Origin of the sequence: Paraburkholderia phymatum STM815 (assembly GCF_000020045.1) — a bacterium.
GTDB lineage: Bacteria > Pseudomonadota > Gammaproteobacteria > Burkholderiales > Burkholderiaceae > Paraburkholderia > Paraburkholderia phymatum.
Genome location: NC_010622.1, coordinates 1 through 25327, shown reverse-complemented (window position 1 = coordinate 25327; position 25327 = coordinate 1). Strand labels below are relative to the sequence as shown.

At 61.6% G+C, this 25327-nt stretch carries 22 protein-coding genes and 1 pseudogene; 5 read left to right on the top strand and 18 right to left on the bottom strand.

Translation table 11 applies throughout. The features are described from left to right. Window positions 1-3: 3 nt before the first annotated feature. The 12 genes from tssF to BPHY_RS00055 form a co-directional block, all read right to left on the bottom strand. Complete coding sequence (gene tssF / locus BPHY_RS00110) at window positions 4-1917, bottom strand: type VI secretion system baseplate subunit TssF (protein ID WP_012399448.1); 1914 nt, start codon at window positions 1915-1917, stop codon at window positions 4-6. 390 nt (window positions 1918-2307) lie between these two features. Beyond that, window positions 2308-2538, bottom strand: a complete 231-nt coding sequence (locus BPHY_RS00105; RefSeq protein ID WP_041763176.1) for a hypothetical protein — start codon at window positions 2536-2538, stop codon at window positions 2308-2310. 395 nt (window positions 2539-2933) lie between these two features. Then, on the bottom strand, window positions 2934-3203 hold the full coding sequence (locus tag BPHY_RS00100) for a DUF4148 domain-containing protein (RefSeq protein ID WP_012399447.1): 270 nt from the start codon (window positions 3201-3203) through the stop codon (window positions 2934-2936). Between the two features lie 171 nt (window positions 3204-3374). Next, complete coding sequence (locus tag BPHY_RS00095; protein WP_012399446.1) at window positions 3375-4208, bottom strand: anti-sigma factor family protein; 834 nt, start codon at window positions 4206-4208, stop codon at window positions 3375-3377. Next, a complete protein-coding gene (locus BPHY_RS00090; protein WP_012399445.1) occupies window positions 4205-4723 on the bottom strand; it encodes an RNA polymerase sigma factor in 519 nt (172 codons plus the stop codon). The genes BPHY_RS00095 and BPHY_RS00090 overlap by 4 nt, the downstream gene beginning before the upstream one ends. 118 nt (window positions 4724-4841) lie before the next feature. Next, window positions 4842-5579 carry an anti-sigma factor family protein gene (locus BPHY_RS00085; protein ID WP_012399444.1) on the bottom strand — a complete coding sequence of 246 codons (738 nt, stop codon included), beginning with the start codon at window positions 5577-5579 and terminating at the stop codon, window positions 4842-4844. Between the two features lie 160 nt (window positions 5580-5739). Beyond that, window positions 5740-6531: an ABC transporter substrate-binding protein gene (locus tag BPHY_RS00080; RefSeq protein WP_012399443.1), complete on the bottom strand. Its 792-nt coding sequence runs from the start codon at window positions 6529-6531 to the stop codon at window positions 5740-5742. 33 nt (window positions 6532-6564) lie between these two features. Further along, window positions 6565-7407 carry a carbon-nitrogen hydrolase family protein gene (locus BPHY_RS00075; protein ID WP_012399442.1) on the bottom strand — a complete coding sequence of 281 codons (843 nt, stop codon included), beginning with the start codon at window positions 7405-7407 and terminating at the stop codon, window positions 6565-6567. Between the two features lie 14 nt (window positions 7408-7421). Further along, window positions 7422-8576 carry a pyridoxal phosphate-dependent aminotransferase gene (locus BPHY_RS00070; protein WP_012399441.1) on the bottom strand — a complete coding sequence of 385 codons (1155 nt, stop codon included), beginning with the start codon at window positions 8574-8576 and terminating at the stop codon, window positions 7422-7424. Window positions 8577-8902: 326 nt separating this feature from the next. Then, a complete protein-coding gene (dbpA, locus tag BPHY_RS00065; RefSeq protein WP_012399440.1) occupies window positions 8903-10294 on the bottom strand; it encodes an ATP-dependent RNA helicase DbpA in 1392 nt (463 codons plus the stop codon). Between the two features lie 14 nt (window positions 10295-10308). Further along, the gene (locus tag BPHY_RS00060) at window positions 10309-10494 is read right to left on the bottom strand and encodes a hypothetical protein (RefSeq protein WP_012399439.1); all 186 of its coding nucleotides are present in this window, start codon (window positions 10492-10494) and stop codon (window positions 10309-10311) included. 436 nt (window positions 10495-10930) lie between these two features. Next, a complete protein-coding gene (locus BPHY_RS00055; RefSeq protein WP_041763174.1) occupies window positions 10931-11938 on the bottom strand; it encodes a helix-turn-helix domain-containing protein in 1008 nt (335 codons plus the stop codon). A gap of 355 nt (window positions 11939-12293) precedes the next feature. Here BPHY_RS00055 and adh point away from each other — a divergent pair, with 355 nt between their 5' ends. Both adh and BPHY_RS00045 read left to right on the top strand, forming a co-directional pair. After that, the gene (gene adh / locus BPHY_RS00050; RefSeq protein WP_012399437.1) at window positions 12294-13814 is read left to right on the top strand and encodes an aldehyde dehydrogenase; all 1521 of its coding nucleotides are present in this window, start codon (window positions 12294-12296) and stop codon (window positions 13812-13814) included. 79 nt (window positions 13815-13893) lie between these two features. Continuing rightward, window positions 13894-14286 (top strand): DUF779 domain-containing protein, encoded by a 393-nt coding sequence (locus BPHY_RS00045; RefSeq protein WP_012399436.1) that lies wholly within the window; start codon window positions 13894-13896, stop codon window positions 14284-14286. A gap of 40 nt (window positions 14287-14326) precedes the next feature. Here the strand turns inward: BPHY_RS00045 and eutC are convergent, their stop codons facing one another. The 3 genes from eutC to eat all read right to left on the bottom strand — a co-directional run bounded on the left by eutC (window position 14327) and on the right by eat (window position 17997). Then, complete coding sequence (eutC, locus tag BPHY_RS00040) at window positions 14327-15121, bottom strand: ethanolamine ammonia-lyase subunit EutC (RefSeq protein ID WP_012399435.1); 795 nt, start codon at window positions 15119-15121, stop codon at window positions 14327-14329. After that, window positions 15118-16512, bottom strand: coding sequence for an ethanolamine ammonia-lyase subunit EutB (locus BPHY_RS00035; RefSeq protein WP_012399434.1), 1395 nt, complete (start codon window positions 16510-16512; stop codon window positions 15118-15120). The genes eutC and BPHY_RS00035 overlap by 4 nt, the downstream gene beginning before the upstream one ends. A gap of 81 nt (window positions 16513-16593) precedes the next feature. Beyond that, window positions 16594-17997: an ethanolamine permease gene (gene eat / locus BPHY_RS00030; protein ID WP_012399433.1), complete on the bottom strand. Its 1404-nt coding sequence runs from the start codon at window positions 17995-17997 to the stop codon at window positions 16594-16596. Window positions 17998-18452: 455 nt separating this feature from the next. On the opposite strand from eat, the pseudogene BPHY_RS43020 reads away from it, so the two are divergent. The 3 genes and pseudogenes from BPHY_RS43020 to BPHY_RS00020 all read left to right on the top strand — a co-directional run. After that, window positions 18453-18497: pseudogene (locus tag BPHY_RS43020) on the top strand (hypothetical protein); the annotation flags it as partial. A gap of 114 nt (window positions 18498-18611) precedes the next feature. Next, window positions 18612-19088 carry an AraC family transcriptional regulator gene (locus BPHY_RS43015; RefSeq protein WP_041763173.1) on the top strand — a complete coding sequence of 159 codons (477 nt, stop codon included), beginning with the start codon at window positions 18612-18614 and terminating at the stop codon, window positions 19086-19088. A gap of 14 nt (window positions 19089-19102) precedes the next feature. Then, window positions 19103-19372, top strand: a complete 270-nt coding sequence (locus BPHY_RS00020; RefSeq protein ID WP_244257723.1) for a hypothetical protein — start codon at window positions 19103-19105, stop codon at window positions 19370-19372. Between the two features lie 92 nt (window positions 19373-19464). On the opposite strand, the gene gyrB is transcribed toward BPHY_RS00020, so the two are convergent. The 3 genes from gyrB to dnaA all read right to left on the bottom strand — a co-directional run bounded on the left by gyrB (window position 19465) and on the right by dnaA (window position 24966). Continuing rightward, window positions 19465-21936: a DNA topoisomerase (ATP-hydrolyzing) subunit B gene (gene gyrB, locus BPHY_RS00015; protein WP_012399431.1), complete on the bottom strand. Its 2472-nt coding sequence runs from the start codon at window positions 21934-21936 to the stop codon at window positions 19465-19467. 113 nt (window positions 21937-22049) lie between these two features. Then, the gene (gene dnaN / locus BPHY_RS00010; RefSeq protein WP_012399430.1) at window positions 22050-23153 is read right to left on the bottom strand and encodes a DNA polymerase III subunit beta; all 1104 of its coding nucleotides are present in this window, start codon (window positions 23151-23153) and stop codon (window positions 22050-22052) included. Between the two features lie 256 nt (window positions 23154-23409). Beyond that, window positions 23410-24966, bottom strand: a complete 1557-nt coding sequence (gene dnaA / locus BPHY_RS00005) for a chromosomal replication initiator protein DnaA (protein WP_012399429.1) — start codon at window positions 24964-24966, stop codon at window positions 23410-23412. Window positions 24967-25327: the final 361 nt, after the last annotated feature.

Genomic DNA, 25327 nt, shown 5'->3' with positions numbered 1-25327 from the left:
AAGTCAGCAGACCTCGCGCGTACCCATGCGCGGCGGCCATTGGGCGATCAGGCCGCGCTGTTTCGAATGCAGCACAGTGGTCGTGAACGAATGCATCGAGACGTGACGCGCGACGTAATGCTCCAGCACCAGCGCCAGGGTATAGGGGCTCACACCGTCGAAGCCGCTTTCATCGAACGTAAATTCGCATTCGATGCCACGCCCGAACACGATCGGACCGTTACCGGCCAGCATCTCGTTGACCGGTGTTGCCGTTGCGCTCACGAGGCTTTCGACCTGCCGCCCAAGGGCACCGGCATCCGGCATCACATAGAGGCGCAGACGGCGGCGCACGCCTTCGCCCGGCTGGGGTTCGCTGTACCGATCGTCGAACATCTGGTAGTCGAGCTTCAGTTGCCCCATCAGTTGCCAGGCCAGATCACCGCGCGCGAGCGGCGGTTTCGGTGCGGACGGCGCACGCACAAAGCCGACGCTGACCACCGGCTTCGATCCGGCAAGCGTGAGGTCGTTTAGGCCATTGCATTCGAGGAGGGATGGCAGGTCCCGGTTGGTCAGCCACGCGTCGAGCGACAGGAAACGGATACCGCTGTCGTCGGGCCGGCCCTGGCTGTTCACGAGCGAAATGAAGGTCTGCGTCTCGGTGAAGGGGCGACGCGTGCCGTACTGCCGCCCGCCGCCCTGAACCAGGTTCAACTGACGGCGCAGGGCGAAGTAATGCCCCTCGCCGGAACCGCCGCCGCCAAGCGGGCGGTCCCTGGGCTCGAACCGCACCTCCTCGCTATCCTCTTCGGAGACCTGACCGCGCGCAGCATCCACCGAGCGCAGGTCGAAGTCGGCGGGCGCATCGGGCACCGGCACGAGCCGGTGTTCGGACTGCTCCCGGTCGATGGGAAGGTTTTTCGTACGCATCGGAAAGAGGTTCACGACCGGCGTACAGAAGAGCGCAAAATGCGACGCATCCACCGTATCGGCCAGCACTCCGGGCGCGCGGTTGAGCAGGATGACGATCTCGACTGCATTGCCTTCGATGGCCTTCAGGCCCTGGGCAAGCCCGGTCAGTGCAAGGAACCAGAAGCGGGCCGGACACGCGAAGTACTCCTGCAAAAGACCATGCCCATGCAGCGTGCGCGGCACATCGGGCAGCACCGCCTGCTCCAGGTCAATGCCTTCATGGACCACCGCACCACGCGTGACGCCGTAAAGTGGTCCGTCCGCGAACCGGCCCGGTGCGGCCATGACCGTGGCAATGCCCGCCGCGTGAATCAGTTCGAACAGGTGCGATGCGATACGCTCGTCCCCGGCAAGATATAGGGGTAGCCGGTCCAGCTCCTCCAGGGTCGCAATGGACGCGCCGTTGGTCGTCTCAAGGGTGAGGCGCACCGCGCCACGCACCTGCTGGCCGTCCGCCACGTAGTGGCCGAGCGATGGAATGTCGGGAGGAATCAGCGTCACCCGTGCGACTTTGATTCGCAGCGGATAGACCGTCACGTCCTGGCTGCTGCGGAAGACGCAGGACGTATTCTCGCCCGCAGGCGTGTGCGAGGTGAACGCCGTGCCGCGCGGAATGTGAAAGCCCTGTCCGAGGTGGCCGCTTTCGTGTCCCGGATACAGGCGGGCCACGCCAATCGAGGGCGTCTGCCGGATGTAATTCGGATAGACCGTTTCCAGCATCGGCTGCATCAGTTCCGGAAACGCGGCATCGATGCGCATCTGCGTCCGCGCATTCATGAAGGACGCCCCCTGGACCAGCCGCTCGACATAGGGGTCGCCGATCTCGCCCGCCTGCATACCCAGACGTGCAGCGATCTTCGGATGTTGCGCTGCGAATTCCTGCGCGAGCGCAATCGTGTACATCAATTCGCGCGTGTAGTATTCGAGCAGTTCCGGGTCTGCGGGTGGTTGATGCGGCTTCGTCATGTCGTTCGTCTCGTTTTCCGCCAGGGCTTGAGCCCCTTCGTGCGCGCGTTGCCCTGCCAGACGACGTGCCATGTTGCGCGCACAACCGTTGACCGCCCAGTTCTACTCCTGAGAAGGGACGGATGCAATTTTTGAGACGGAGATTTAACGAGAATTGACACTACCACTGCTACGGACGGCTGGTGGAGATTCAGGTGAACGTGCGGCGCAAAATGCTAAGGCACGCTCAATACCGGCGAGCACAAGCGCTCCCTCACCAAGGCCCGACCATGGGCTCTTGATGTACGGGCGTAAAAAAACCGCCAACCGGCGGTTGCCGGCCTACGACATTCCCGGACGCCAATCCGGGGCCGCGCTGTGAACACGACAATCTCAGTATCGCGCACGTCGTTACTGGCCCCGGCTATGCGTCCGCGCTCCCTCTGCGCGTCCCTCCTGAAGGATCGCCAGCAATTCCTCGTCGGACATTTCGCGCACGCTGCGCGGCGTCGTGTTGACCTCGGCGCTCACCTCGGCATGCCAGACCGCCTTGCCGAAGCCCCTGTCCAGCAGTTCGCGCACCGCCGCCGGCCGCGTCGCCTCGTTCTCGGCGTGGCGCATCACGTCCACCAGGCGCGCCACGGCCTCGCCGCCGTACTGGCCCGCCAGCGCGCGAATCTCGGCGGTGGTGCGGTTTGGCGTCCCGGCAACCCGTCCGCCTGTCTTGAACCCTTCGCCATGTCCTCCGTCTACTTGCCTCTATTACAGACGCGCGGCGTGCTGGCGGGACAGCTGTCAGCCTCGCCCCAATCGTCGGCTTCGTCACCCTCATTGTCCGCACGTTTGCGGCCCGGTTCCCAGCGAAGTTTTGTCGCCTACATGATCTTCAATCAACACCAAGCAATCAAAAAACGCTGGGACTCTTAATCCGTAGGTCGAGTGTTCGAGTCACTCACGCCCCACCAAGTATTCGAAAGACCGGTTAGCGAAAGCTTTCCGGCCTTTTTCACTTTCTGCCGCCTCACAGGGCAAGTCGCTTAATTCCCCGGCACCGTCGCATCCGACGCCGCTTTCGCCATCCGGTTCGCATTGTCCGCATTCGCGAGCGCCTGCTTCTTGAGATATTCGACCGTGCCCTGGAACGCAGGGCTCACGTCGGGATACGACGCATCGGTGACGTAGTTGAGTCCGTTCTGCTGCGCTTCGATCAGTTCCTGATAGACCTGCGCGCGAGTCTTGCCCTGCGCAAACACATTCGTCGAACCGAGTGCTGCGACGGATACGGCCAATAGTGCGAGCATCTTCATTTCCAACTCCTTGAAAACGTGCGGTACGCACAGTGACGAACCACGTGACGCCGCGATCTATTCCCTTCTACGTGCGATAATCTACGGAGCTTAATGTGGATGACTAACTATATAAACAAACAAAGGCGGCCGCACCCGAAGGCGCAGCCGCCAATATAGAAAAACGAAAGATCAACCCGGCGTCGCCGCCGTCAACTGCGCATACACGTCATGCGCAATCTGCAGCATCACCTTGCGATCGATGCCGCCCGACACCGCATAGCCGAAATCGCCATCGACCCAATAGAACACGTTCACGGGCCCGTCCTGATAGAGCTTGAACGCCGTAGTATTCGCACTCGCCTTGCGATGAGAAATGCACAGTGTCACGCGCTCGCCCTTCGCGTTGTGATACATGAACTGCGCAACGGGTCCATCGTCGCCCGGCAGCACGCGGCCGCCAGCAAGCTCGAAGCCGTTCTTCGTGAGCATCGGCGGATGCACGTCGGTACCGAGCTTGTTCGCCAGATACTGCACGAAATCCTGCTCATGGTCCTCGCCGATCTGCGCCGGGCGATCGACGGCCGGCATATAGACGACATGCGCCAACGCCGCTTTCTGCGCGAAGACTTCCGATGCATCCGCGCTCACCGGCCGCGTGTTGGACGTCGCGGACGGTCCAACCGTCCACGGCGCAGCCACATCCTTGCCCATGTTCGTACCGACGCCGATGCCGATGCCCAGCACGAGTGCCGCCGCCATGCCCGCAAACTGCGGCCAGTTCGCCGCGCCCATCCAGCGACGCTTCTCCGGCACGCGCAAGCGCACGGGCACGGGCTCGCTCAGCACGCGGTCATAGCGCTCATGGAACATGTTGTTCAGCGAAAAGTAATCGCTGATGCGCGCGGCCAGCGCGGGATTCAGTTCGATCGCACGCTCCACCTGCTCACGGCGCTCGTCCGACAGCGTGCCGTCCACGTACGCATGAATTTCCTCTTCGCTAATGGGAGTCTGTTGATCGCTCATCGCACCACCTTCAGTTTCGCGCCGGGCTGCGCGCCCGCCATCAACGCGCGCAAACGCTCGCGTCCGCGCGAGAGCCTCGACATCACCGTGCCGACGGGAATGTCGAGCGCGATCGCCACTTCGGCGTAACTCATTTCTTCAAGCCCGACGAGCAGCACGACTTCACGCTGATCGGCGGGCAGACGCTGCAACGCGTAATCGAGATCGCGCACTTCGAGCGAGCGCGTCTGTTCGCCCGACACAGCAAATTCGCTTTCGACGATGCTCTCGTCATCTACCGACACATGCACCGCACGCGAAGACGACTTGCGCACCTGATTGACGAACACGTTGTGCATGATCGTGAAAAGCCACGCACGCAGATCGGTTCCCGCCTCGAACATCTTCGTGCGCGAGAGCGCGCGCTCGAGCGTGTCCTGTACGAGGTCGTCCGCGAGATCGCGATTGCTGATCAGCGCCCTTGCATAGCGGCGCAATCGCGGAACGTGATCCATCAACTCGTTACGGATGTCCATTTGCTCTACCCATCGATTATCGCCCCGCGCGCAAAGCAGCCACCCGCGTTGCCTCCTGAAGCAGAGAACACTACCTGTGGCATTTTATTCCGCCTGTTTTTCACGAGCCGAACAGCGGTCAGCGCGAAGTCAGCGCGTCCGCGGCGCGCATCAGCCCATGCGTCGTGGCGTGGCCCGCAATCACGTACCGCCGGCCGTCCACGGTCCACGACAGAAGCCGCAAATGGCCGATGCGCTGCGCCGTCCAGTGCGGCTGATTCGCCGCGAACGGAGCCGGTGCCGAAAGCAGCACGACCGGTTCACCATCGGCGTTCCGATAGTCGAGCACGTCGATACTCGCGAATGCGTGCGGATGACGTGTCCTTGCCGCGACCAGCTTGAATCCTACAGGCACGAGGTCGACGGCGTACGGATCGCCAGGCACAGCCGCCGACGCTTGCGAAACCGGCTGGCCGGACGCGCGCATCCACGCCATCACAGCCGCGGCATCGAGCATTTCCGGCGACACCCGCGACGCGACCAGCCAGCCACTCGCCACCAACACCGCCAGCACGACGCCGAGCAGCGCCACGCCGACGCGCCGTATGACAGATCCGCGTAACGTCGAGCGGACAGTCGCACCGTGTTCGGGATCGGCGCGCCGCACGTGAACCCGCGGCGCAAACGCACTCTCGAACACGCTGCGCATCTGCATGTTCAATTGCCGGTAGAACGCGATCCGCTCGGCTTCAACGGGCCTCGAGCCGAGGTACTTCCGCACGTGCGCCGCCCGTTCCGGCGACAGATTGCCGTCGGCGAATGCCTGCATGTCCGCTTCAGTGAGCGGCGTGTCGGACGGGGGAAAAGTGCGGGACATGATGGTCGGTCGTGCAGATCTCGGGCTCTTGCTGCGCTAACAGGCGCATTGCCGGCTTTATTCCATCGGCTTTCAGTGATTCATTCGTCAGACGTTACGCAAAAGAAACGCGCCGCGTGGCGAAAACCACGCGGCGCGTATCTGTGTGAAGAGCGCAGACTTACTTCGCCGATACGTCGATATTGCCGAAGTACTTTTGCGCGAGCGTCTTGACCGTGCCCTCCGACTGAACCTTGGCGATCGCCGCGTTCAGCTGGTTGCGCAGCGCCGTGTCGCCCTTGCGAATCCCGAATGCGATGCCGCTGCCGAGAATCTTGTCGTCACGCACCGGCTCGCCGACGAACGCGAAGTCCTTGCCGTCAGGGCGTGACAGGAAACCCGTCTGCCCAGCCGGCGCGAGCACGAGCGTCGCATCGAGGCGGCCGGCGACGAGATCCGCGTACACCTGGTTCTGGTCCTGATACGGCACCACAGCGACGCCCGCGCTTTCCCAGTGGGCCTTCGCATACGTCTCCTGAATCGACGCCTGCAACACGCCGACGCGCTTGCCCTTCAGAGATTCGGGCGTCGGCTGCAGTCCGCTGTCCTTGCGCGCGATCAGTTGCGTCGGCACGCGGTAGATCACGTTGGTGAAATCAATCGCCTGGCGGCGCTTTTCCGTAGCGTTCATCGCCGAGTTGATCGCGTCGAACTTGCGGCCCTGCAAAGCGGGAATCAGGCCGTCGAACGACGTTTCAACCCAGCTGCATTTCAGATTTGCGGTCTTGCAGACGGCGTTGCCGATATCGATATCGAAGCCCTGCAACTCGCCATTCGCACCCTTCGATTCAAACGGCGGATATTGCGCCTCGAGGCCATAGCGCAGCGACGTCGCGTCGGCGGCTATCGCCGACACGGCCGCCACCGATGCGAACCCGCACGACAGCATCAGCAGACTCTTAACCAGCTTCATCATCGATCTCCTTCCCCTTGTGTTCAATGCGGTTCAACGCACGTCAGACGGCGTTGCGATGCGCCGATGCGCGAGCACCGGCAGACGGTCGCGCGCTTCGTCGAGCGCGCTTTGTGTGAGCGTCGCGAGCGCGATGCCGGGCTCGTCGTCGCGCCGCGCGAGCACCTCGCCCCACGGCCCGACGATCATACTGTGGCCAAAAGTGCGCCAGCCGTTCGAGTGCGTGCCGCACTGGCCGGATGCAAGCACAAAGGCCTGATTTTCGACGGCGCGCGCACGCAGCAGCAGTTCCCAATGTGCGAGGCCCGTCGTATGGGTGAAGGCTGCAGGCACGGCGATGATGTCGGCGTCCGGCCCCGCGCGATACAACTCGGGAAAGCGCAAGTCGTAGCACACCGACAGCCGCAGCGTGCCGAACGGCCCCCGCGCGGTGCTGATGCTGTCGCCGCCGACCATCGTGTCGCCTTCCGCATGCTGCTCCGCACCCTGGTTGAAGCTGAACAGATGGATCTTGTCATAGCGCGCCGCGCACTGTCCCGCCGGATCGAAGACGAGCGACGTGTTGTACGCGTGCGTGCCCACCTGCGGCCCGTGCGCCGGACGGATCGGCACCGTACCGCCGATCAGCCATGTGCCCGTCTCGCGCGCCAGTTCCGAAAGCGTCCGTTGAATTGGGCCATCGCCGAACGATTCGGCAAGCGCGACCCGCTGCATCTCGCCGTCGCCGATCCAGCAGAAGTATTCGGGCAGGCAGATCAGCGTGGCGCCCTCGCGCGCGGCTTGCTGAACCCAACGGCGCGCCTCACCGAGGTTCTGCTGCACATCGGCGCTGCTGCTCATCTGCACGACGGCGGCCTTGATCGATTGCTGCATCATCGCGTGACCCTCGGTCAGATTGAACGCAGACGGCGTGCGCCTTCGATCAGCGTGTCGTCGTCCTTCGAAAAGCTCAGACGGATCACGCCGGCGTCCGTGGCGTCCGTGTAGAACGCCGACAGCGGAATGGTCGCGACCTTCGCATCGCGGATCAAACGCAGGACGAAGTCGCTGTCGCTTTCATCCGAGAAGCCGCGAAAGCGCGCGAGCATGAAGAAGCTGCCTTCGCTCGGCAATAGTTCGAAGCGCGACTCGCGCAACTCGCTTGCGAGCAGATCGCGCTTGCGCTGATAAAAGTCGGACAGGCCCAGATAGCTTTGCGGATCGGACAGCGCCTCGACGAACGCATACTGCATCGGCGTGTCGGCGGAAAACACCATGAATTGATGGATCTTGCGAATCTCGTCCATCAACGCCGCGGGTGCAAGGCAATAGCCGACGCGCCAGCCCGTCACGTGATACGACTTGCCGAACGACGACACGATCACGCTGCGCTCCGCCAGTTCGCGATGGCGCGCCATGCTGTGATGCTTCGCGCCGTCGAACACGACATGCTCGTACACTTCATCGGAAAGAATCACGATATCCGTGTTGCGCGTCACAGCCTTCAGACGTTCGATATCCGCGTCGCTGAAAATCGTCGCGGTGGGATTGTGCGGCGTGTTGACGATGATCATGCGCGTCTTCGGCGTGATCGCTGCGGACACCTCATCCCAGTTCACGCGAAAACTGGGCGCGGACAGCTTGATCGGAACCGGCTTCGCGCCTTGCAGACGCACGATTGGCGCATAGCTGTCGAACGACGGCTCGAAGTAGATCACTTCGTCGCCGGGATGCACGAGCGCGCTGATCGTCGAATAGAGCCCTTCGCTCGCGCTCGCGATCACGGTCACTTCCGTGGACGGATCGTAGTGCACGCCGTACAGCGTTTCGATCTTCGCGGCCAGCGCGGAACGCAATGCCCCAATGCCCGCCATCGGCGCGTACTGGTTGTGTCCCGCGCGCATTGCCTTCGTCACGCCGTCGACGAGCGCCTCGTCAGGCGCGAAATTCGGTGCGCCTTGAGAGAGGTTCAACGCGTTATGTTCGGCGGCCAGCTGGCCGATGACGGTGAAAATCGTCGTGCCGACGTCCGGCAATTTCGAGCGGGCTTGCAAAGCGCTCTGCATGAGATTCCTCCTTCTCGCTGCAAATCGGCGGGCCGCGCATCGCGCGTCGGTCCCGTTCAGTTTGTACGATTAGGCAACAACGCACGCACGAGAACAATCGAAAGTTTGTCATGCACGGCATGCGTTTAGCTCATGCACGCCGCGTGCATGTGGAACGGTGAAATCAGAGGGAACGCGTTTGCGCTTATGACACAGCGCGAGCCGTGCGCGACCGCAGGGTAATCCCGCCGGTATGAAAACGAGTGATGCCTGCCCGTTTTCGCATTTCACCCGTATGAAGAACGACGAGCGAGGCGATGTGTGCGACCGCCTCGTCATTGTGCGCGTCACTCGTCCATCAAACGCACTTTGACCTTCTTGCCCTTGATCTTGCCCGCGTTCAGTTTGCGCAGCGCATCGCGTGCAATGCCGCGCTCGACGGCGACGTACGTCGAGAACTCCGTCACATTGATCTTGCCGATCTGCGAGCCGTTGAAACCGGCGTCGCCCGTCAGCGCACCGAGCACGTCGCCGGGACGGATCTTCTCCTTGCGGCCGCCGAGAATCTGCAGCGTTTCCATTGGCGGCAGCAGCGGTTCGTCGCTCGCGGCGTTCAGTTCGGCGAGCGGATGCCATTCGACGTCGCGCCCTTGCGCCTCTTCGATGGCGCCTACGCGCCCCATCTCGTTCATGCTCGCCAGGCTCAGCGCCCAGCCTTCCTGATCCGCGCGGCCCGTGCGGCCGATGCGATGCACGTGCACTTCCGGATCAGGCGTCACGTCGACGTTGATTACCGCTTCGAGCTGCGCGATATCCAGGCCGCGTGCGGCGACATCGGTGGCGACCAGCACCGAGCAGCTGCGATTCGCGAACTGGATCAGCACCTGGTCGCGTTCGCGCTGATCGAGTTCGCCATGCAGCGCCAGCGCATGAAAACCTTGCGCGCACAGCACGTCGAGCAGATCGCGGCACTGGTTCTTCGTGTTGCAAAACGCGATCGTGCTCACCGGGCGGTAATGGTTCAGCAGCTGGCCGACGGCATGCAAGCGCTCGTCTTCCGTCACTTCGTAAAAGCGCTGGCGGATCTTGCTGTCGTCGTGGCGCTCTTCGAGCTTCACCTCCTTCGGGTTGCGCAGAAACTGCTGGCTCAGCTTCGCGATGCCTTCGGGATAGGTCGCTGAGAACAGCAGCGTCTGGCGCTCCTTCGGGCATTGACGCGCGACCTTGGCGATGTCGTCGAAGAAGCCCATGTCGAGCATGCGGTCCGCTTCGTCGAGCACGAGCGTATTGAGCGCGTCGAGCGACAGGCTGCCGCGCTCCAGGTGATCCATGATGCGCCCCGGCGTGCCGACGACGATATGCGCGCCATGCTCGAGACTCGCTGTCTGCGGACGCATGGGCGTGCCGCCGCACAGCGTCAGCACCTTGATGTTCTCTTCGGCGCGCGCGAGGCGGCGAATTTCCTGCGTGACCTGATCGGCGAGTTCGCGCGTCGGGCACAGCACCATCGCCTGCACCGCGTAACGCCGTGCATCGAGTCTCGCCAGCAGCGCCAGCGAGAACGCCGCCGTCTTGCCGCTGCCCGTCTTCGCCTGCGCGATCAGATCGTGACCGGCGAGTGCGATGGGCAGGCTGGCGGCCTGGATGGGCGTCATATCGGCATAGCCGAGTTGCGTGAGATTTGCGAGCACCGCCTGCGAGAGCGGCAGTTCGCTAAAGGGTCTTGCCTGGGTTGTCATGTCGGTGTGCGGCCTTAGTTGTACGGGCGACCTTCGATCTGCTCATAAACGATCGTGCCGTCGTCGGCATCGAATCGCTCGACGTAGTTGCGTGCGCCGCACATCGGACAGCGGAACAGCAGGCCCTGGCCTTCGTTCTTGATGGTGACGTCGGACAGTTCCCACTGTGCGCCGCAGCTCTGATTGATACATGTGAACACGGTGAATCTCCAGCGTGAGCCGCCAACGCGCTTTCCCCACACGCGCTGGCTTTTCAACAATAGGTTTACTTGTATGTATACGTAGTAGCAGTTAACAAGCGCGCGGCTTTTCTGTGGATAACACAGGTTTACCGAAACGAATCAGCGTTTTGCCGGGCGCATAACCGCATGCGCTTGATGTGCGCACCCGATGGCGTTCGACGAACAACTTTTCCTGTCCGAGCGCGAATGTCGAGTTACCCCGTTTACGTCCACATCGATTCCACACGCGTTTCGACCGCTCTTCCAGCCGTTATCCACAGGCTTCTAATGGACACGTCGGAACAGGCGGGCACACGCAGTATGTTCGATGAGGATGGTGGGTCGTGCGGCGGGACGGGGCCGCGCATGCCGCAATTCTAGCGGATACGCAATCGCAACCCCGGCGATGGACGCGCTAGTGAGCCAGTCGCGGACTCGGGGGCGCGGGAACGGTCTTCAATGTTTCGGACGGACGCACGCCGAAAAGCTTGCGATAGTCAGTCGCGAACTGGCTCAGATGCCAGAAGCCCCACGCGGCCGCGACGTCCTGGACCGTGAGTTCACCCGGTGTTGCGCCACATAGTTGGCGGCGCGCACCGTTCAGCCGGATCGCGCGCAGATAGCTTGCGGGCGCGAGGCCCAGCACGTCCTGAAAGCAGTATTGCAAGGTGCGGCGGCTGACGTGCAAGTGCTCGCACAGTTCCGGCACGCCGACCGGACGCTCGCGATTCGCGATCACGTAATCGCGCGCTTGCGAGACGATCCATTGTCTGCGCGGACGTGCAGGCATCGCGACCGGTTCGAGCGCCGTCGTCGCGCACAGATCGAACAGCGAAGACAACACCGAGCCTTGCAGATTGCGCCGTGCGCCTTCCGATAAGGCGGCACGCGCGGTGTCGTCGAGCATGCTGCGCAAGAGCCCACAAATGCGCACCTTGTGCTCCATCGCAATAGGAATGACGCCCGTGTGGGTTGCGCGGTCGAGCAGATCGGCATGTTCGACGGAAGCCGCGTGTCGTCGCAACGTCGCGCCGCGCACCACCACACCGAAGATCGCATAGCCGCCGGGCGTGAGCAATTCGAACTCGACACCGCCGCGCTGAAACGCCAGCGAGTCGCCGTTGATCGGCTGCGCACCGATGCGGCCGATGCTTACGTCGTCGGCGGGAACGCCGAACCAGTACGCGTCCGATGGCACTTCGCAGGTCTGTCGCAAGGTCTGGCTGGTCGTCTCGCAGAACACATGCATGTCGTCGAGATGCAGTCCCGTCAACCTGCCGACGAAGTGGCCCGCCGTGAGCTGGTCGTACGTCTGCGTCCAGCCGTGAAGATTGCGCGCCTGCTCATCGGCATCGTGCGCAACGCAGGTTTCGACGCGGCACGCAGGCGGGTACGCGGACAAGGAATGATGGTCGGTCGTCATATGGGGCATCGATGATGGACATGCACCTGCACGTGACATTGAACAAACAGACGCCCTCCGACGCAAGTCCCGTGCCGAACGGATCATCCCGCGCCTGCTCCGGGCAACGTGCTGTCCTGTTCAGTCGATGAACACTCGCGTTTTCAACTGCTCACGGATGCAACGTCATCGACGGCGACATTGCGCGCAAAAAAACCGCATGCATCGCGAGAGTGCTGCGTGCACCGGCGTTGCCCGTCGGCGCGTGCGCGTTGGCACGCTTCTGGCGATAAGCACCCGCGGCAACGCAACACCGCCGGGACGGGTGATATTCCCCGCCGAATACATCGATATCCGATATGTGAGGAGCACACAGATGAATCACGCAGAGATGAAGTTTCTGACGACCGAGTTTCCGTACAAGAAGCAATACGCGAATTTCATCGGCGGCGAATGGGTCAAGCCGACTGGCGGCGAATACTTCGACAACATCTCGCCGATCACGGGCGAACCGTTCACGTCGATTCCGCGCTCGCGCGAAGCGGACATTGAACTCGCGCTTGACGCCGCGCATCGCGCGAGGGCCGCATGGGGCAAGACCTCCACCACGGACCGAGCGAACATTCTTAACAAGATCGCCGACCGCCTCGAAGCGAACCTGCAACGCCTCGCCGTCGCCGAATCGATCGACAACGGCAAGCCGCTGCGCGAAACGATGGCGGCCGACATCCCCCTCGCAATCGACCACTTCCGTTATTTCGCGGGCGCCGTGCGCGCGCAGGAAGGCGGCATCTCGGAGATCGACCACGATACAGTCGCGTATCACTTTCATGAGCCGCTCGGCGTGGTCGGTCAGATCATTCCGTGGAATTTCCCGATCCTGATGGCTGCGTGGAAACTCGCGCCTGCACTGGCAGCGGGCAATTGCGTCGTGATGAAGCCTGCCGAACAGACGCCCGCCTCGCTGCTCGTGCTCGCGGAGCTGATTCAGGACCTGCTGCCGCCGGGCGTGCTGAACATCGTCAACGGTTTCGGTCTCGAAGCAGGCAAGCCGCTCGCCTCGAACAAGCGCATCGCGAAGATCGCCTTCACGGGTGAAACGACGACGGGCCGGCTCATCATGCAGTACGCCAGCCAGAACATCATTCCCGTGACACTGGAACTGGGCGGCAAGAGTCCGAACATCTTCTTCGCCGACGTGCTCGACAAGGACGATAGCTTCTTCGACAAGGCGCTCGAAGGCTTTGCGATGTTCGCGCTGAACCAGGGCGAAGTTTGCACGTGTCCGTCGCGCGTGCTGATCGAAGAGTCGATTTACGACCGTTTCATGGAGCGCGCGCTGAAGCGTGTCGCAGCCATTCAACAGGGCCACCCGCTCGACACGAAGACGATGATCGGCGCGCAGGCCTCCCGGGAACAGCTGGAAAAGATCCTGTCGTACATCGATCTCGGCAAGCAGGAAGGCGCGCAATGCCTGATCGGCGGCGAGCAGAACAAGCTCGACGGCGAGCTATCGAAGGGCTACTACGTGAAACCGACCGTGTTCCGCGGCCACAACAAGATGCGCATCTTTCAGGAAGAAATCTTCGGGCCGGTAGTGTCCGTCACGACGTTCAAGACGGAAGAAGAAGCGCTCGAAATCGCCAATGACACGCTGTACGGACTCGGCGCAGGCGTCTGGACCCGCGACGGCACGCGCGCGTATCGCTTCGGCCGCGAGATCCAGGCGGGCCGCGTGTGGACGAACTGCTACCACGCATATCCGGCGCATGCGGCCTTCGGCGGCTACAAGCAGTCGGGCATCGGGCGCGAGAACCACAAGATGATGCTCGACCACTATCAGCAGACGAAAAATCTGCTCGTCAGCTATAGCGAGAAACCTTTGGGCTTCTTCTGAGCGTCGTGCTCCCGTTGGGCGAACCGCGCGCTGCGGTTCGCCCGCCTTTTCAGCGAGTCGAAGCGAGAGAGGAGACGCGATGAACGAACAAGGCGTTGCGCGAGTCGTGGCGACGGACGCCGCAATCAAACTGATCCAGCGGTTGAGCGCCGAGCACGGGCCGATTATTTTTCATCAATCGGGCGGATGTTGCGACGGCAGCGCGCCGATGTGTTTTCCGTCAAACGAGTTCCTGGTCGGCGGATCGGACGTTAGGCTCGGTGAAATTGCAGGCGTACCGTTTTATATGAGCGAATCGCAGTTCGAGTACTGGCAGCACACGCAGTTGATCATCGACGCCGTGCCGGGCAACGGCGGCATGTTTTCACTGGAGCGGCCGACAGGTCTGCGCTTCCTGACGCGTTCGCGTCTGTTCGCAGACGATGAGAATGCGTGGCTCGAAAAGCATCCTGTCAGCAAGGTGGATGCGTAAGCGTTCGCAGAGCCCCGACGCATGAGCCGGGGCAATTCGTTCAGCGGGTCTTTGAATCGTCGGCGATTGTCGGCTTGGTTTCGGGCGCTTGCAGCAACGCGTCGCTGTCATCCTTCAAGCCGACGCCCGTCAATCCCAGACGACGCGCATGCGTCAGCAAATAGTGCAGCTTGTGCGCGGCGGCTTCGTAATCAAGGCCTTCGGGCCGCACGTTCGAAATGCAGTTGCGCTGCGCATCGCTGCATCCGACTTTAGGCGCGTACGTCAGATAGACGCCGAGACTATCCGGCGAACTCAGTCCTGGCCTTTCGCCAATCAGCATCACGACCAGCTTCGACCTCAACAACTCGCCGATCTCATCGCCCAACGCGACTCGCGATTGGCGCGCGACCACGACGGGCCCGATCTTCCACCCGGCGAGACGTTTCGTGACGGCCTGGAGAAAAGGAACTGACTGTTTCGACGCGGCGAATGCTGAGAGTCCGTCGGCGATGACGAACACGACATCGGGCGCTTCGCTTGCGGCGGCATGAGTGAGCGCTTCACGGCTCTCGTCGGACAAGCGGCGGCCCATGTCCGGACGCCGCAAATAATGCGCGCGATCCGGCGCCGCGCTATGCACGTCGAGCGTCGAGAAGCCGAGCGTGCGCAGCTGTTCATGCAAGACGTCGACATCGAGCGGATGATGCACGGCATCGCGCGCCTGCGCATGGGACAGATTGAACGCGAGCAGCGGCGCGGTCGGCAGACTGTTGCCCGCGCGGCCCAACGCGATGCGCGCATTCGTGAAAGCACGCAATGCCTGCCACGCATTCTTTTCGATCGAGTCGCTCATGCGATGCCCATCCATTCGCTCGCGCCTTCGAGCAATGGCTGACCCGTCGGCGCATTGAGCAGCGCGCCGCGCGTGTCTGTGATCTGCATCGATTCCAGCCATTCTTCGAACTCCGGTGCGCGGCGCAATCCGAGCACCTCGCGCACATAGAGCGCATCATGGAACGACGTGCTTTGATAGTTGAGCATCACGTCGTCGGCGCCGGGAATGCCCATGATGAAGTTGATGCCTGCAACGCCAAGCAGCGTCAGCAGATTATCCATGTCGTCCTGATCGGCTTCCGCGTGATTCGTGTAGCAGATGTCGCAGCCCATCGGCACGCCGAGCAGCTTGCCGCAGAAGTGATCTTCGAGACCCGCGCGCGTGATCTGCTTGCCGTCGTAAAGGTATTCCGGGCCGATAAAGCCGACCACCGTATTCACCAGAAACGGGTTGAAGTGGCGCGCGACCGCGTAGGCCCGCACCTCGCACGTCTGCTGATCGACGCCATGATGCGCATCCGCCGACAGCGCACTGCCCTGCCCTGTTTCGAAGTACATCACGTTGTCGCCGACCGTGCCGCGCTTGAGCGCCAACGCCGCCTCGTAGGCTTCCTGCAGCAACGCGAGCGAAATGCCGAAGCCCGCATTGGCTTTTTCTGTTCCGGCAATCGACTGGAACACGAGATCGACGGGTGCGCCTTTCTCGATCGCAGAAATCGTGTTGGTCACATGCGTGAGCACGCACGATTGCGTCGGCACGTGATAGCGGGTGCGGAAGTCGTCGATCATCAGCAGCAGGTTCGTGATCGCCGAGAGACTGTCCGATGCGGGATTGATGCCGATCATCGCATCGCCGCAACCGTACATCAGACCGTCGATCATCGATGCAGCGATGCCTTTCACGTCGTCGGTCGGATGGTTCGGCTGCAGTCGAACGGACATGTGTCCCGGCAAGCCGACGGTGTTGCGAAAGCGAGTGATGACGGGCCGCTTGCGCGCCGCCAGAATCAGATCCTGATTGCGCATCAGCTTCGACACGGCCGCCACCATTTCGGGCGTGAGTCCTTTCGTGACGCGCGTGAGTGTGTCCGTGTCCGTCTCGCTCGACAGCAGCCAGTTGCGAAATTCCCCGACGGTAAGATGCGCAATCGGCGCGAATGCTTCCGGAGAATGGGTATCGATGACGAGGCGCGTGACTTCATCGCTCTCGTATGGAATCAACGCCTCGTTCAGGAACGTGCGCAACGGCACGTCCGCCAGCGCCATCTTCGCGGCGACGCGTTCTTCCTCGCTCGCCGCCGCAATGCCGGCGAGCTGATCGCCGGAACGCAGCGGACTTGCCTTCGCCATCAGCGACTTCAGATCGGCAAAACGATACGTGCGGCTGCCGATTGTCTCCATGTAGCTCATGTCGTGTACTCCATCGCCGCGCCTGCTGCGCGCGGCTCTATTGCCAATGCGTCAGTGCCGCGTGCGATGCCTGCGCTGCCTTCATTCTTCGAGCAAAACGTCTGCCGGGGCCGCTTCGCGTTGATGACGCGTCATCAGGAAATAACCGTAGCCGAGCGCGAGGAAAGCGGCAAACACGAGCGCGACGAGCAGATTGAAGTAGATCATCGTGCCCAGCGAAATCACGGCAGCCACCAGTGCGAACGCCGGGAAGTACGGAAACAGCGGCGCGCGGAACGGACGCTCCATGTTCGGCTCGATGCGGCGCAACTTGAAAAGCGCCAGCATGCTGATGATGTACATCACGATAGCGCCAAATACCGACATCGTCACGATATTCGCGGTCAGCGTCTGGCCGCCGAACTGGATCAGCTCGTCACTATAAATGGCGGCGATGCCGACCACACCACCCGCGAGAATCGCGCGATGCGGAGTCTTGAAGCGCGGATGCACCTTCGACAGCCACTCCGGCAGATAGCCTGCGCGAGCCAGCGCGAAGATCTGCCGTGAATAGCCCAGGATGATGCCGTGAAACGACGCGACGAGACCGAACAGGCCGAGCCAGACGAGCATATGCATCCAGCCGCTGTTTTCGCCGACGATGTATTTCATGGCTTGCGGCAGCGGGTCGTTGATGTTGGAGAGCTTCGTCCAGTCGCCCGCGGCGCCCGCGAACACCATCACGCCGATCGCAAGCACGACGAGCGTCAGGATGCCCGTCACGTAAGCGATCGGGATCGAGCGCTTCGGGTTCTTCGCTTCTTCGGCGGCCATCGCAACGCCTTCGATCGCGAGGAAGAACCAGATCGCGAACGGAATCGCGGCGAACATACCGTGAAACGAACCCATGTTGAACGCGTCCGAGCCGGCCCAGCCGCCCTTCGCGAAGTTCGACCATTGGAAGCCCGGCGATACGACGCCCATAAATACCAGCAGCTCGAAGATGGCGAGCAATGTCACGCAAAGCTCGAATGCCGCTGCTATCTGCACGCCGACGATGTTCAGCGCCATGAACACGAGGTAAGCGCCCATTGCCGCATGCTTCGGTTCAAGACCGGGAAACTGCACATGCAGATACGCGCCGATCGCCAGCGCGATAGCGGGCGGTGCGAACACGAACTCCACCAGCGTCGCTGCCCCCGCGATGTAGCCACCTGTGGGGCCGAACGCGTGACGCGCGTATGCGAACGGGCCGCCTGCGTGCGGAATCGACGTCGTGAGCTCGGTGAAGCTGAAGATAAACGTCGTGTACATCGCGGCAATGAAGAGCGCGGTGATCACGAAGCCGAGCGTACCGGCGCTCGCCCAACCATAGCTCCAGCCGAAGTATTCGCCCGAAATCACCAGACCGACGGCGATGCCCCAAAGCTGCCAGGTGCCGAGCGTCTGCTTCAGTTCATGATGCGTGACGTTTCCTTTGTGCTGGGTTGTCGACGCTTGTTTCATCGGAGGCTCCCTTTTTAAAGTTGCCGGTCGGCAATCGCGTTCGCGGTCGCGTCGCGGTTGCCCACTACGGGCGGCATCTGGCGATGGTAGGAAGCCATTAATCCAGGTGTTATCGAAAATCGGCAAAGTTAGGGTTTCGATTTTTTCTGCGTATGCACTTCAGATTCGCGGTCGACGTTAAGCAGTCGCTGAATGACGCCTGCCGAACGGCACAGGGCAAGTCCGCAGGATTGGGCAAATCGCGGCGTGCTATCGTGTTCCCGTCGCCCGTTGTCTCGCGCCTGTCATGAAACGATATCGGCCAACGCGCGCTACGCTGCGCGGCTCGCAGGGGTCGCGTGTCTGTCGCCGTGGCCCTGGCACCGGATACATCAGGCGATGTCAGGCGGAACCGTTGCGCGACTGTGCGGCGGTTGCGCCTGCATCACGCGGCAGGCTTTCTCGCCAATGCGTCGATGCCGATAGCCGGGCTCGCCGGGCGATCCGGATACAGCAGCTTACAGTTGTTCACGCGGGCGTTCAGCGCCGTCTTCGGCATGCCGCCCGCGCAGTATCGAAAGTCCGGGCCGCACATCCGGTTCCGGCCATCTTTTGCGGACTCAGGAGGCAATCGAATGACAATGCGAGACGTGGTGATTCGGGATATCGAGGGCTTCGACGTGCTGACGGTCGATCATGTCGGGCCGTACATGCAGATCGCCAAGGCGTTCGATACGCTGACGGGCTGGCTCGCCGCGCGCGGGCTGCTGTCGAAGGAGATGCGGATGATCGGGATTTACTACGACGATCCGACGGCTGTGGCCGAGGGCGAACTGCGGTCGAAGGCGGGGGTGTGGCTGCCGCGTGCCGTCGATGTGTCGGGCGATCCGCTCGTGAGCGTCACGTCGATCACGGGCGGCAGATACGCCGTGTTGCGGCACAAGGGGCCGTACGCGGATATGGCGTCGGCTTATCAGTGGCTTTATGGCGAATGGCTGGTCAATTCGGAACACGAGGCCGCGAATGCGCCGGTGTTCGAAGAGTACTTGAATAATCCGAAGGAGACCTCGCCGGCCAATTTACTGACGGATATCTGTTTGCCCGTCGTTTAGGAATGGATCGTGCGATGTTCGATCTCCGCCGGGTTGGAATGAGGGGCGCCATGAAGCGGTATCGGGATTTGAGCGGCAGGTCGGGCGTAGTTGCCTACGAGCTATCTGAAACCTGGGTCAGCGTGAAGTTTTCCGACGGGACGCTGTATCGGTACGACTATGCGGCGACCGGGCGGAAGGACGTTGAGGAAATGAAGAGCCTGGCTATCGCCGGACGCGGATTGTCGACCTACATCTCGCAGGTTGTTAAAGATCGCTATGCGCGTAAATGGCGGAATGATTGATGTGCAAAAAAAACGCCAACCGGAATAGGTTGGCGTTTTTCATTTGACTACTGACGCGCCCAGGACGGAGCGCTGTGTGCCAGCCAGCCAGCTTAAACGTCAATATTCCCTGCCCGCAATGCATTGCTCTCGATAAACGCGCGGCGCGGCTCGACCTCATCGCCCATCAGCGTCGTAAAGATCCCATCGGCCGCAATCGCGTCTTCGATCTGCACGCGCAGCAAACGACGCACGTTCGGATCCATCGTCGTTTCCCACAGCTGTTCGGGATTCATCTCGCCGAGTCCCTTATACCGCTGCTTCGACACGTTGCGTTCCGCATCGGCGATAAGCCACTTCATCGCGCTCTTGAAGTCGCCCACGGCCATGCTGCGCTCGCCGCGCTTGATGACAGCGCCCTCGCCGATCAAGCCCTTGAACGTATTGGCCGTGTTCACGAGTTGCTGATAGTCGGCCGTCAGCTGGAACTCCTCATCGATGACCGAGACCTTCACGTTGCCGTGATGGCGACGCTCCACCCGCAGCGAACGCAGTTCGCGCACCGGGTCGTACATCGCGAACACGTTGATCTCGGGCTTGAGCGGATCGTCGCGCAGCTTGGCTTCGAGCGCGCGCGCCGATGCTTCCGTTGACTGCTCGCTCGACAGATCGATCGACACGCCATCCATCACCGCCCCGAGCGCCGCCTCGTCGTACAGCCGGCTCAGACGATCGACGACAGCCTGCGCCAGCAGATAAGAACGCGCCAGCTCGCCGAGCGCGTCGCCGGCGATCGGCGTCGCACCTTCGGCGGCGACCAGTTCAGAACCGTTCAGAGCCAGACGCAGCATATGCGCGTTCAACTCGGCGGTGTCCTTAAGATAGCGCTCATCCTTGCCCGCCTTCACCTTGTACAGCGGCGGCTGCGCGATGTAGATGTAGCCGCGCTCGATCATCTCCGGCATCTGACGATAGAAGAACGTCAGCAGCAGCGTACGGATGTGCGCGCCGTCGACGTCAGCGTCGGTCATGATGATGATGCGGTGATAACGCAGCTTGTCGAGGTTGTAGTCTTCCTTGCCGATGCCGCAACCCAATGCGGTGATCAGCGTGACGATCTGCTCCGACGACAGCAGCTTGTCGTAGCGCGCCTTCTCGACGTTCAACACCTTGCCGCGCAGCGGCAGAATGGCTTGGAATTTTCTGTCACGGCCCTGCTTCGCCGAACCGCCTGCCGAGTCACCCTCGACGATATATATCTCGGACTTCGCCGGATCTTTCTCCTGGCAGTCCGCAAGCTTGCCCGGTAGACCGACGCCATCCAGCACGCCCTTGCGTCGCGTCATTTCTCGCGCCTTGCGCGCTGCATCGCGCGCGCGCGCGGCATCGACGATCTTGCCGCAAATGATCTTTGCGTCGTTCGGCGTTTCGAGCAGGAATTCTTCTAGCGCCTTCGCGACCACCTCTTCCACGGGTGCGCGCACTTCCGACGAAACCAGCTTGTCCTTCGTCTGCGAGCTGAACTTCGGCTCCGGCACCTTCACCGACAGCACGCACGACAACCCTTCGCGCATGTCGTCGCCGGACGTTTCGACCTTCGCCTTTTTCGCGATTTCGTGATCGGCAATGTACTTGTTGATCACGCGCGTCATCGCCGCGCGCAGACCGGTAAGGTGCGTGCCGCCATCGCGCTGCGGAATGTTGTTCGTGAAACACAGCACGTTTTCGTTGTAGCTGTCGTTCCACTGCATCGCGACTTCGACGCCCACGCCCTCCTTCTCGCCGACAATATGGAAGATGGTCGGATGCAGTACGCTCTTCGTCTTGTTGATGTACTCGACAAAGCCCTTCACGCCGCCGACAAAGGCGAAATCATCTTCCTTGCCCGAACGCTGATCGGTGAGACGAATCCGTACGCCGTTGTTCAGGAATGAGAGTTCGCGGATACGCTTCGCCAGAATGTCGTAGTGGTATTCGACGTTGCCGAAGATCGTCTCGTCGGCCATGAAGTGCACTTCAGTGCCGCGATTTTCCGTCTCGCCCACAACGGGAATGGGCGACAGACTTTCGCCGTCCACTTGCTCGATCACGCGGTTCTGCACCACGCCACGGTGAAACTCCATGAAGTGCTTCTTGCCGTCGCGGCGCACGGTAAGGCGCAGCCAGGACGACAGCGCGTTCACACACGACACACCCACACCGTGCAGGCCGCCCGACACCTTGTAACTGTTCTGGTCGAACTTTCCGCCTGCATGCAGTTCCGTCATCACAATCTCAGCGGCGCTGCGCTTTGGATCGTGCTTGTCGTCGCGCTTGATGCCCGTCGGAATGCCGCGGCCATTGTCGGTCACGGAGATCGAGTTGTCGGCGTGGATAATGACCTGAATGTCGTCGCAATGACCGGCGAGCGCCTCGTCGATCGAATTGTCGAGCACCTCGAACACGAGGTGATGCAGACCGGTGCCGTCCGACGTATCGCCGATGTACATACCCGGCCGCTTGCGCACGGCCTCCAGACCTTCGAGGATCTGAATGGATGAGGCGCCGTAGCTGTTATCGGGTTGCGAGTTGTTCGTATCAGTCATGGATTTCTTCCGGATCTGCGTTGCTGCTTCGTTACTGCTCGAGGAATTTCAAAACACCATAAAAACGCCAAAGGGGCGCTGCGCCCCTTGGTGTGTTCTTCGTGTTGGACGCGTCAGATGCGCATCGGCATCACCACGTATTTGAACTCGTCGTTCTCGGGAATCGTGATCAGCGCGCTCGAACTGGCGTCGCCGAGGCTGATTTCCAGCATGTCGACCTTCAGGTTCGCGAGCACGTCGAGCAGATACGTGACGTTGAAACCGATGTCGATGCTGTCGCCCTGATACGGGATTTCGAGTTCTTCCTGCGCTTCTTCCTGGTCCGCGTTGGTGGACATGATCTTCAGCTGGCCCGGCTCGACGATGCAGCGCACACCCTTGAACTTGTCCGACGTCAGAATGGCCGCGCGTTGCAGCGAGCGCTGCAGTTCTTCCCGACCGATCACGAACGTGTTTTTGTGCGACTTCGGGATCACGCGCTGAAAGTCGGGGAACTTGCCTTCGACCAGCTTCGACACCAGTTCGACGCCGCCGAAGGTGAACTTCACCTGCGTCGGCGCGATGTCGATCTTGAGCACGTCGTCGATATCTTCGAGCAGACGTTGAAGTTCGAGAATCGTCTTACGCGGGATGATGACTTCCTGGCGCGCAAACGAGCCTTCGATCTTCATCGACGAATACGCGAGACGGTGACCGTCCGTTGCCACGGCCATCAGCTGGTCGCCATCGACCACCAGCAACATGCCGTTCAGGTAGTAACGGATGTCCTGCTGCGCCATCGCGAAATGAACCATGCCGAGCAACTGGCGGAACGTTTTTTGGGGAACCGCGAGGTTCGCGCCGAAGTCTTTAGCTTGAGCGACGGTCGGGAACTCGTCGGCCGCCAGCGTCTGCAGCGCGAAACGGCTCTTGCCGGACTGAACCGTCAGACGCTTGTCGTTCAGGGTGAGTGTGACCTGCCCGTCGGGCATCGCGCGCAGAATGTCGAGCAGCTTGCGCGCCGCCACCGTGGTGGCCACCGATTCACCGCCGACACCGAAGTCGGCACGCGTGGTGATCTGCAGTTCGAGGTCGGTGGACAGGAACGAAACGTCCGGGCCGTTCTTGGTGATGAGCAAATTGGCGAGGATCGGCAACGTATGACGGCGTTCGACAATGCCGCTCACGGTTTGCAGCGGCCTGAGGAGGTTATCGCGTTCGGTCTTGACCAGTTGCATAGAGTTCCTTCGTTGATGTGACGGCCTGCGCGCCTTGTCCGGCTAGATTGAAGCGCGCGGCCCCGGCCCCCCGCCGGCGTCGTACTGCGCCAGTCACGGCGTGAATCCCGCCCGTTTTTGCCGGGCGGTTAAACCTGTATTGTGCCTGAAAATGGAAGCACTTCCCTAAATTGGGGGTGGCTTGCGCAATAAACAGATCGAATTTTCCGACGGTTTCGAGCGACGCTTCGGTTCGATCCCGCCGTCTCACCCGATTTCAGCCCTTCAGCGTCTGTTCCAGTACGTGCAGTTCGTGGTTCAGTTGCGCGTCCTTGCCGCGTTCGTCGGCGATCTTGCGTACTGCGTGCAGCACTGTCGTGTGGTCGCGTCCGCCAAACAGCTCGCCGATTTCAGGCAGACTCTTTTGTGTCAGTTCCTTGGCCAGATACATGGCAATCTGGCGTGGCCGCGCGATGTTGGCCGGGCGCTTCTTCGAATACATATCGGCGACCTTGATGCTGTAGAAGTCGGCGACCGTTTTCTGAATGTTTTCCACCGAAATCTGCCGGTTCTGCACCGTCAGCAGGTCTTTCAGCGCTTCCTTGGTCAGTTCGATCGTGATTTCGCGGCCGTGGAACTTCGAGTAGGCGAGGATCTTGCGCAGCGCGCCTTCCAGCTCGCGGACGTTCGAGCGCAGATGCTTCGCGACGAAAAACGCGACGTCCTCGTTCAGGTTCACGCCTTCCGATTGCGCTTTGCGCATCAGAATCGCTACTCGCATCTCCAGTTCGGGCGGTTCGATTGCGACGGTCAGGCCCGAATCGAAGCGCGAGATCAGACGGTCGTCGATACCCGAGATTTCCTTCGGATAGGTATCGCTGGTGATGATCACCTGAGCCTTGTTCGCAACCAGCGCTTCGAACGCGTAGAAGAATTCTTCCTGAGTACGGGATTTTCCCGAAAAGAACTGAATATCGTCGATCAGCAGGAGGTCGAGCGAATGGTAGTAGCGCTTGAAGTCGTCGAACGCCTTGCGCTGGTAAGCCTTCACCACGTCCGATACGTACTGCTCCGCGTGGATGTAGCGGATGCGTGCGCCGGGCTTGTCCATCAGCAGCTGGTTGCCGATTGCGTGAATCAGGTGCGTCTTGCCGAGGCCCACGCCGCCGTACAGAAACAGCGGGTTATACGAAATGCCGGGGTTGTCGGCCACCTGGATTGCGGCTGCACGCGCCAGCTGGTTCGCCTTGCCGGTCACGAAGTTGTCGAAGGTGAGCACCGGGTTCAGCTTCGAGCGCTCGTAGGTCGAATCGCTCTCGCCGCCCGCGGCCTGCGCGGCAGCGCCCGGCCGCCACGTGCGGCGGGCTGCCGCGGCTTCGTTGGCGTCCAGGCTCGGAAGATCGAGGTCGGCGGCATCGTCGGTCAACTGGGCAGCGTTCGTGGGCATGCCGAGACCGGGCATGCCGCCCCCGCGCGCTGAGTGGGCCGCTTGCACGGCACCGACGGCGGCATCGACGGCCGCGGCCGCGTTGCGCACGCCGGCAGACGGCGGACGCGACGGCGCAGCAGGCGCGGTGCGCATGCCAGCCTTGGGATCGAGGACGAACTGGACGTCGACGGGCGAATGCCAGAAGTCGCGCGCGAGATCGGTAATGCGGCCCGAAAACTGGCTCTTGACCCAATCCAGCTTGAAACGGTTCGGCGCCGCGATGCTCAGCGTGTTCGCATCGGCGTCGAAGGCGACCGGGGCCAACGGTTTGATCCACGTCACGTACTGCTGGGGCGTCAATTCACGCTCCAGCAGTGCGGAACAGTGTTGCCAGAATTCGTTCATCAAGTTGCTATCGTTATGTGTGCAACGCGATCCGTCGGCGCTCTGGTCGCGGGATACGCGACGAGGCCCGAAGCTGCCAGGCGGAAAAGCCCCAGACGCTTGTGCCACAAGGGTTTGCGGGGTCAAGCGGGCCGGGGCGGCGTGCAGGATTTTTGGGAAGTAAGGCGAGATTCTACCGCCAAAACGGCAGTCAAAGTGAGTTATCCACAGGGCCCGATCAAACAACGCCGACGGACGCCCCCTGTGGATCATCGTCCTAAACTATTGACGGCTCAGAGAAAACCGGTTTAAATAGCGGGTTCCGCGAAAACCAATTTCCGAACCTCCGGCCATTGCACTTTCAGCGATGCTCGCGCGGTTA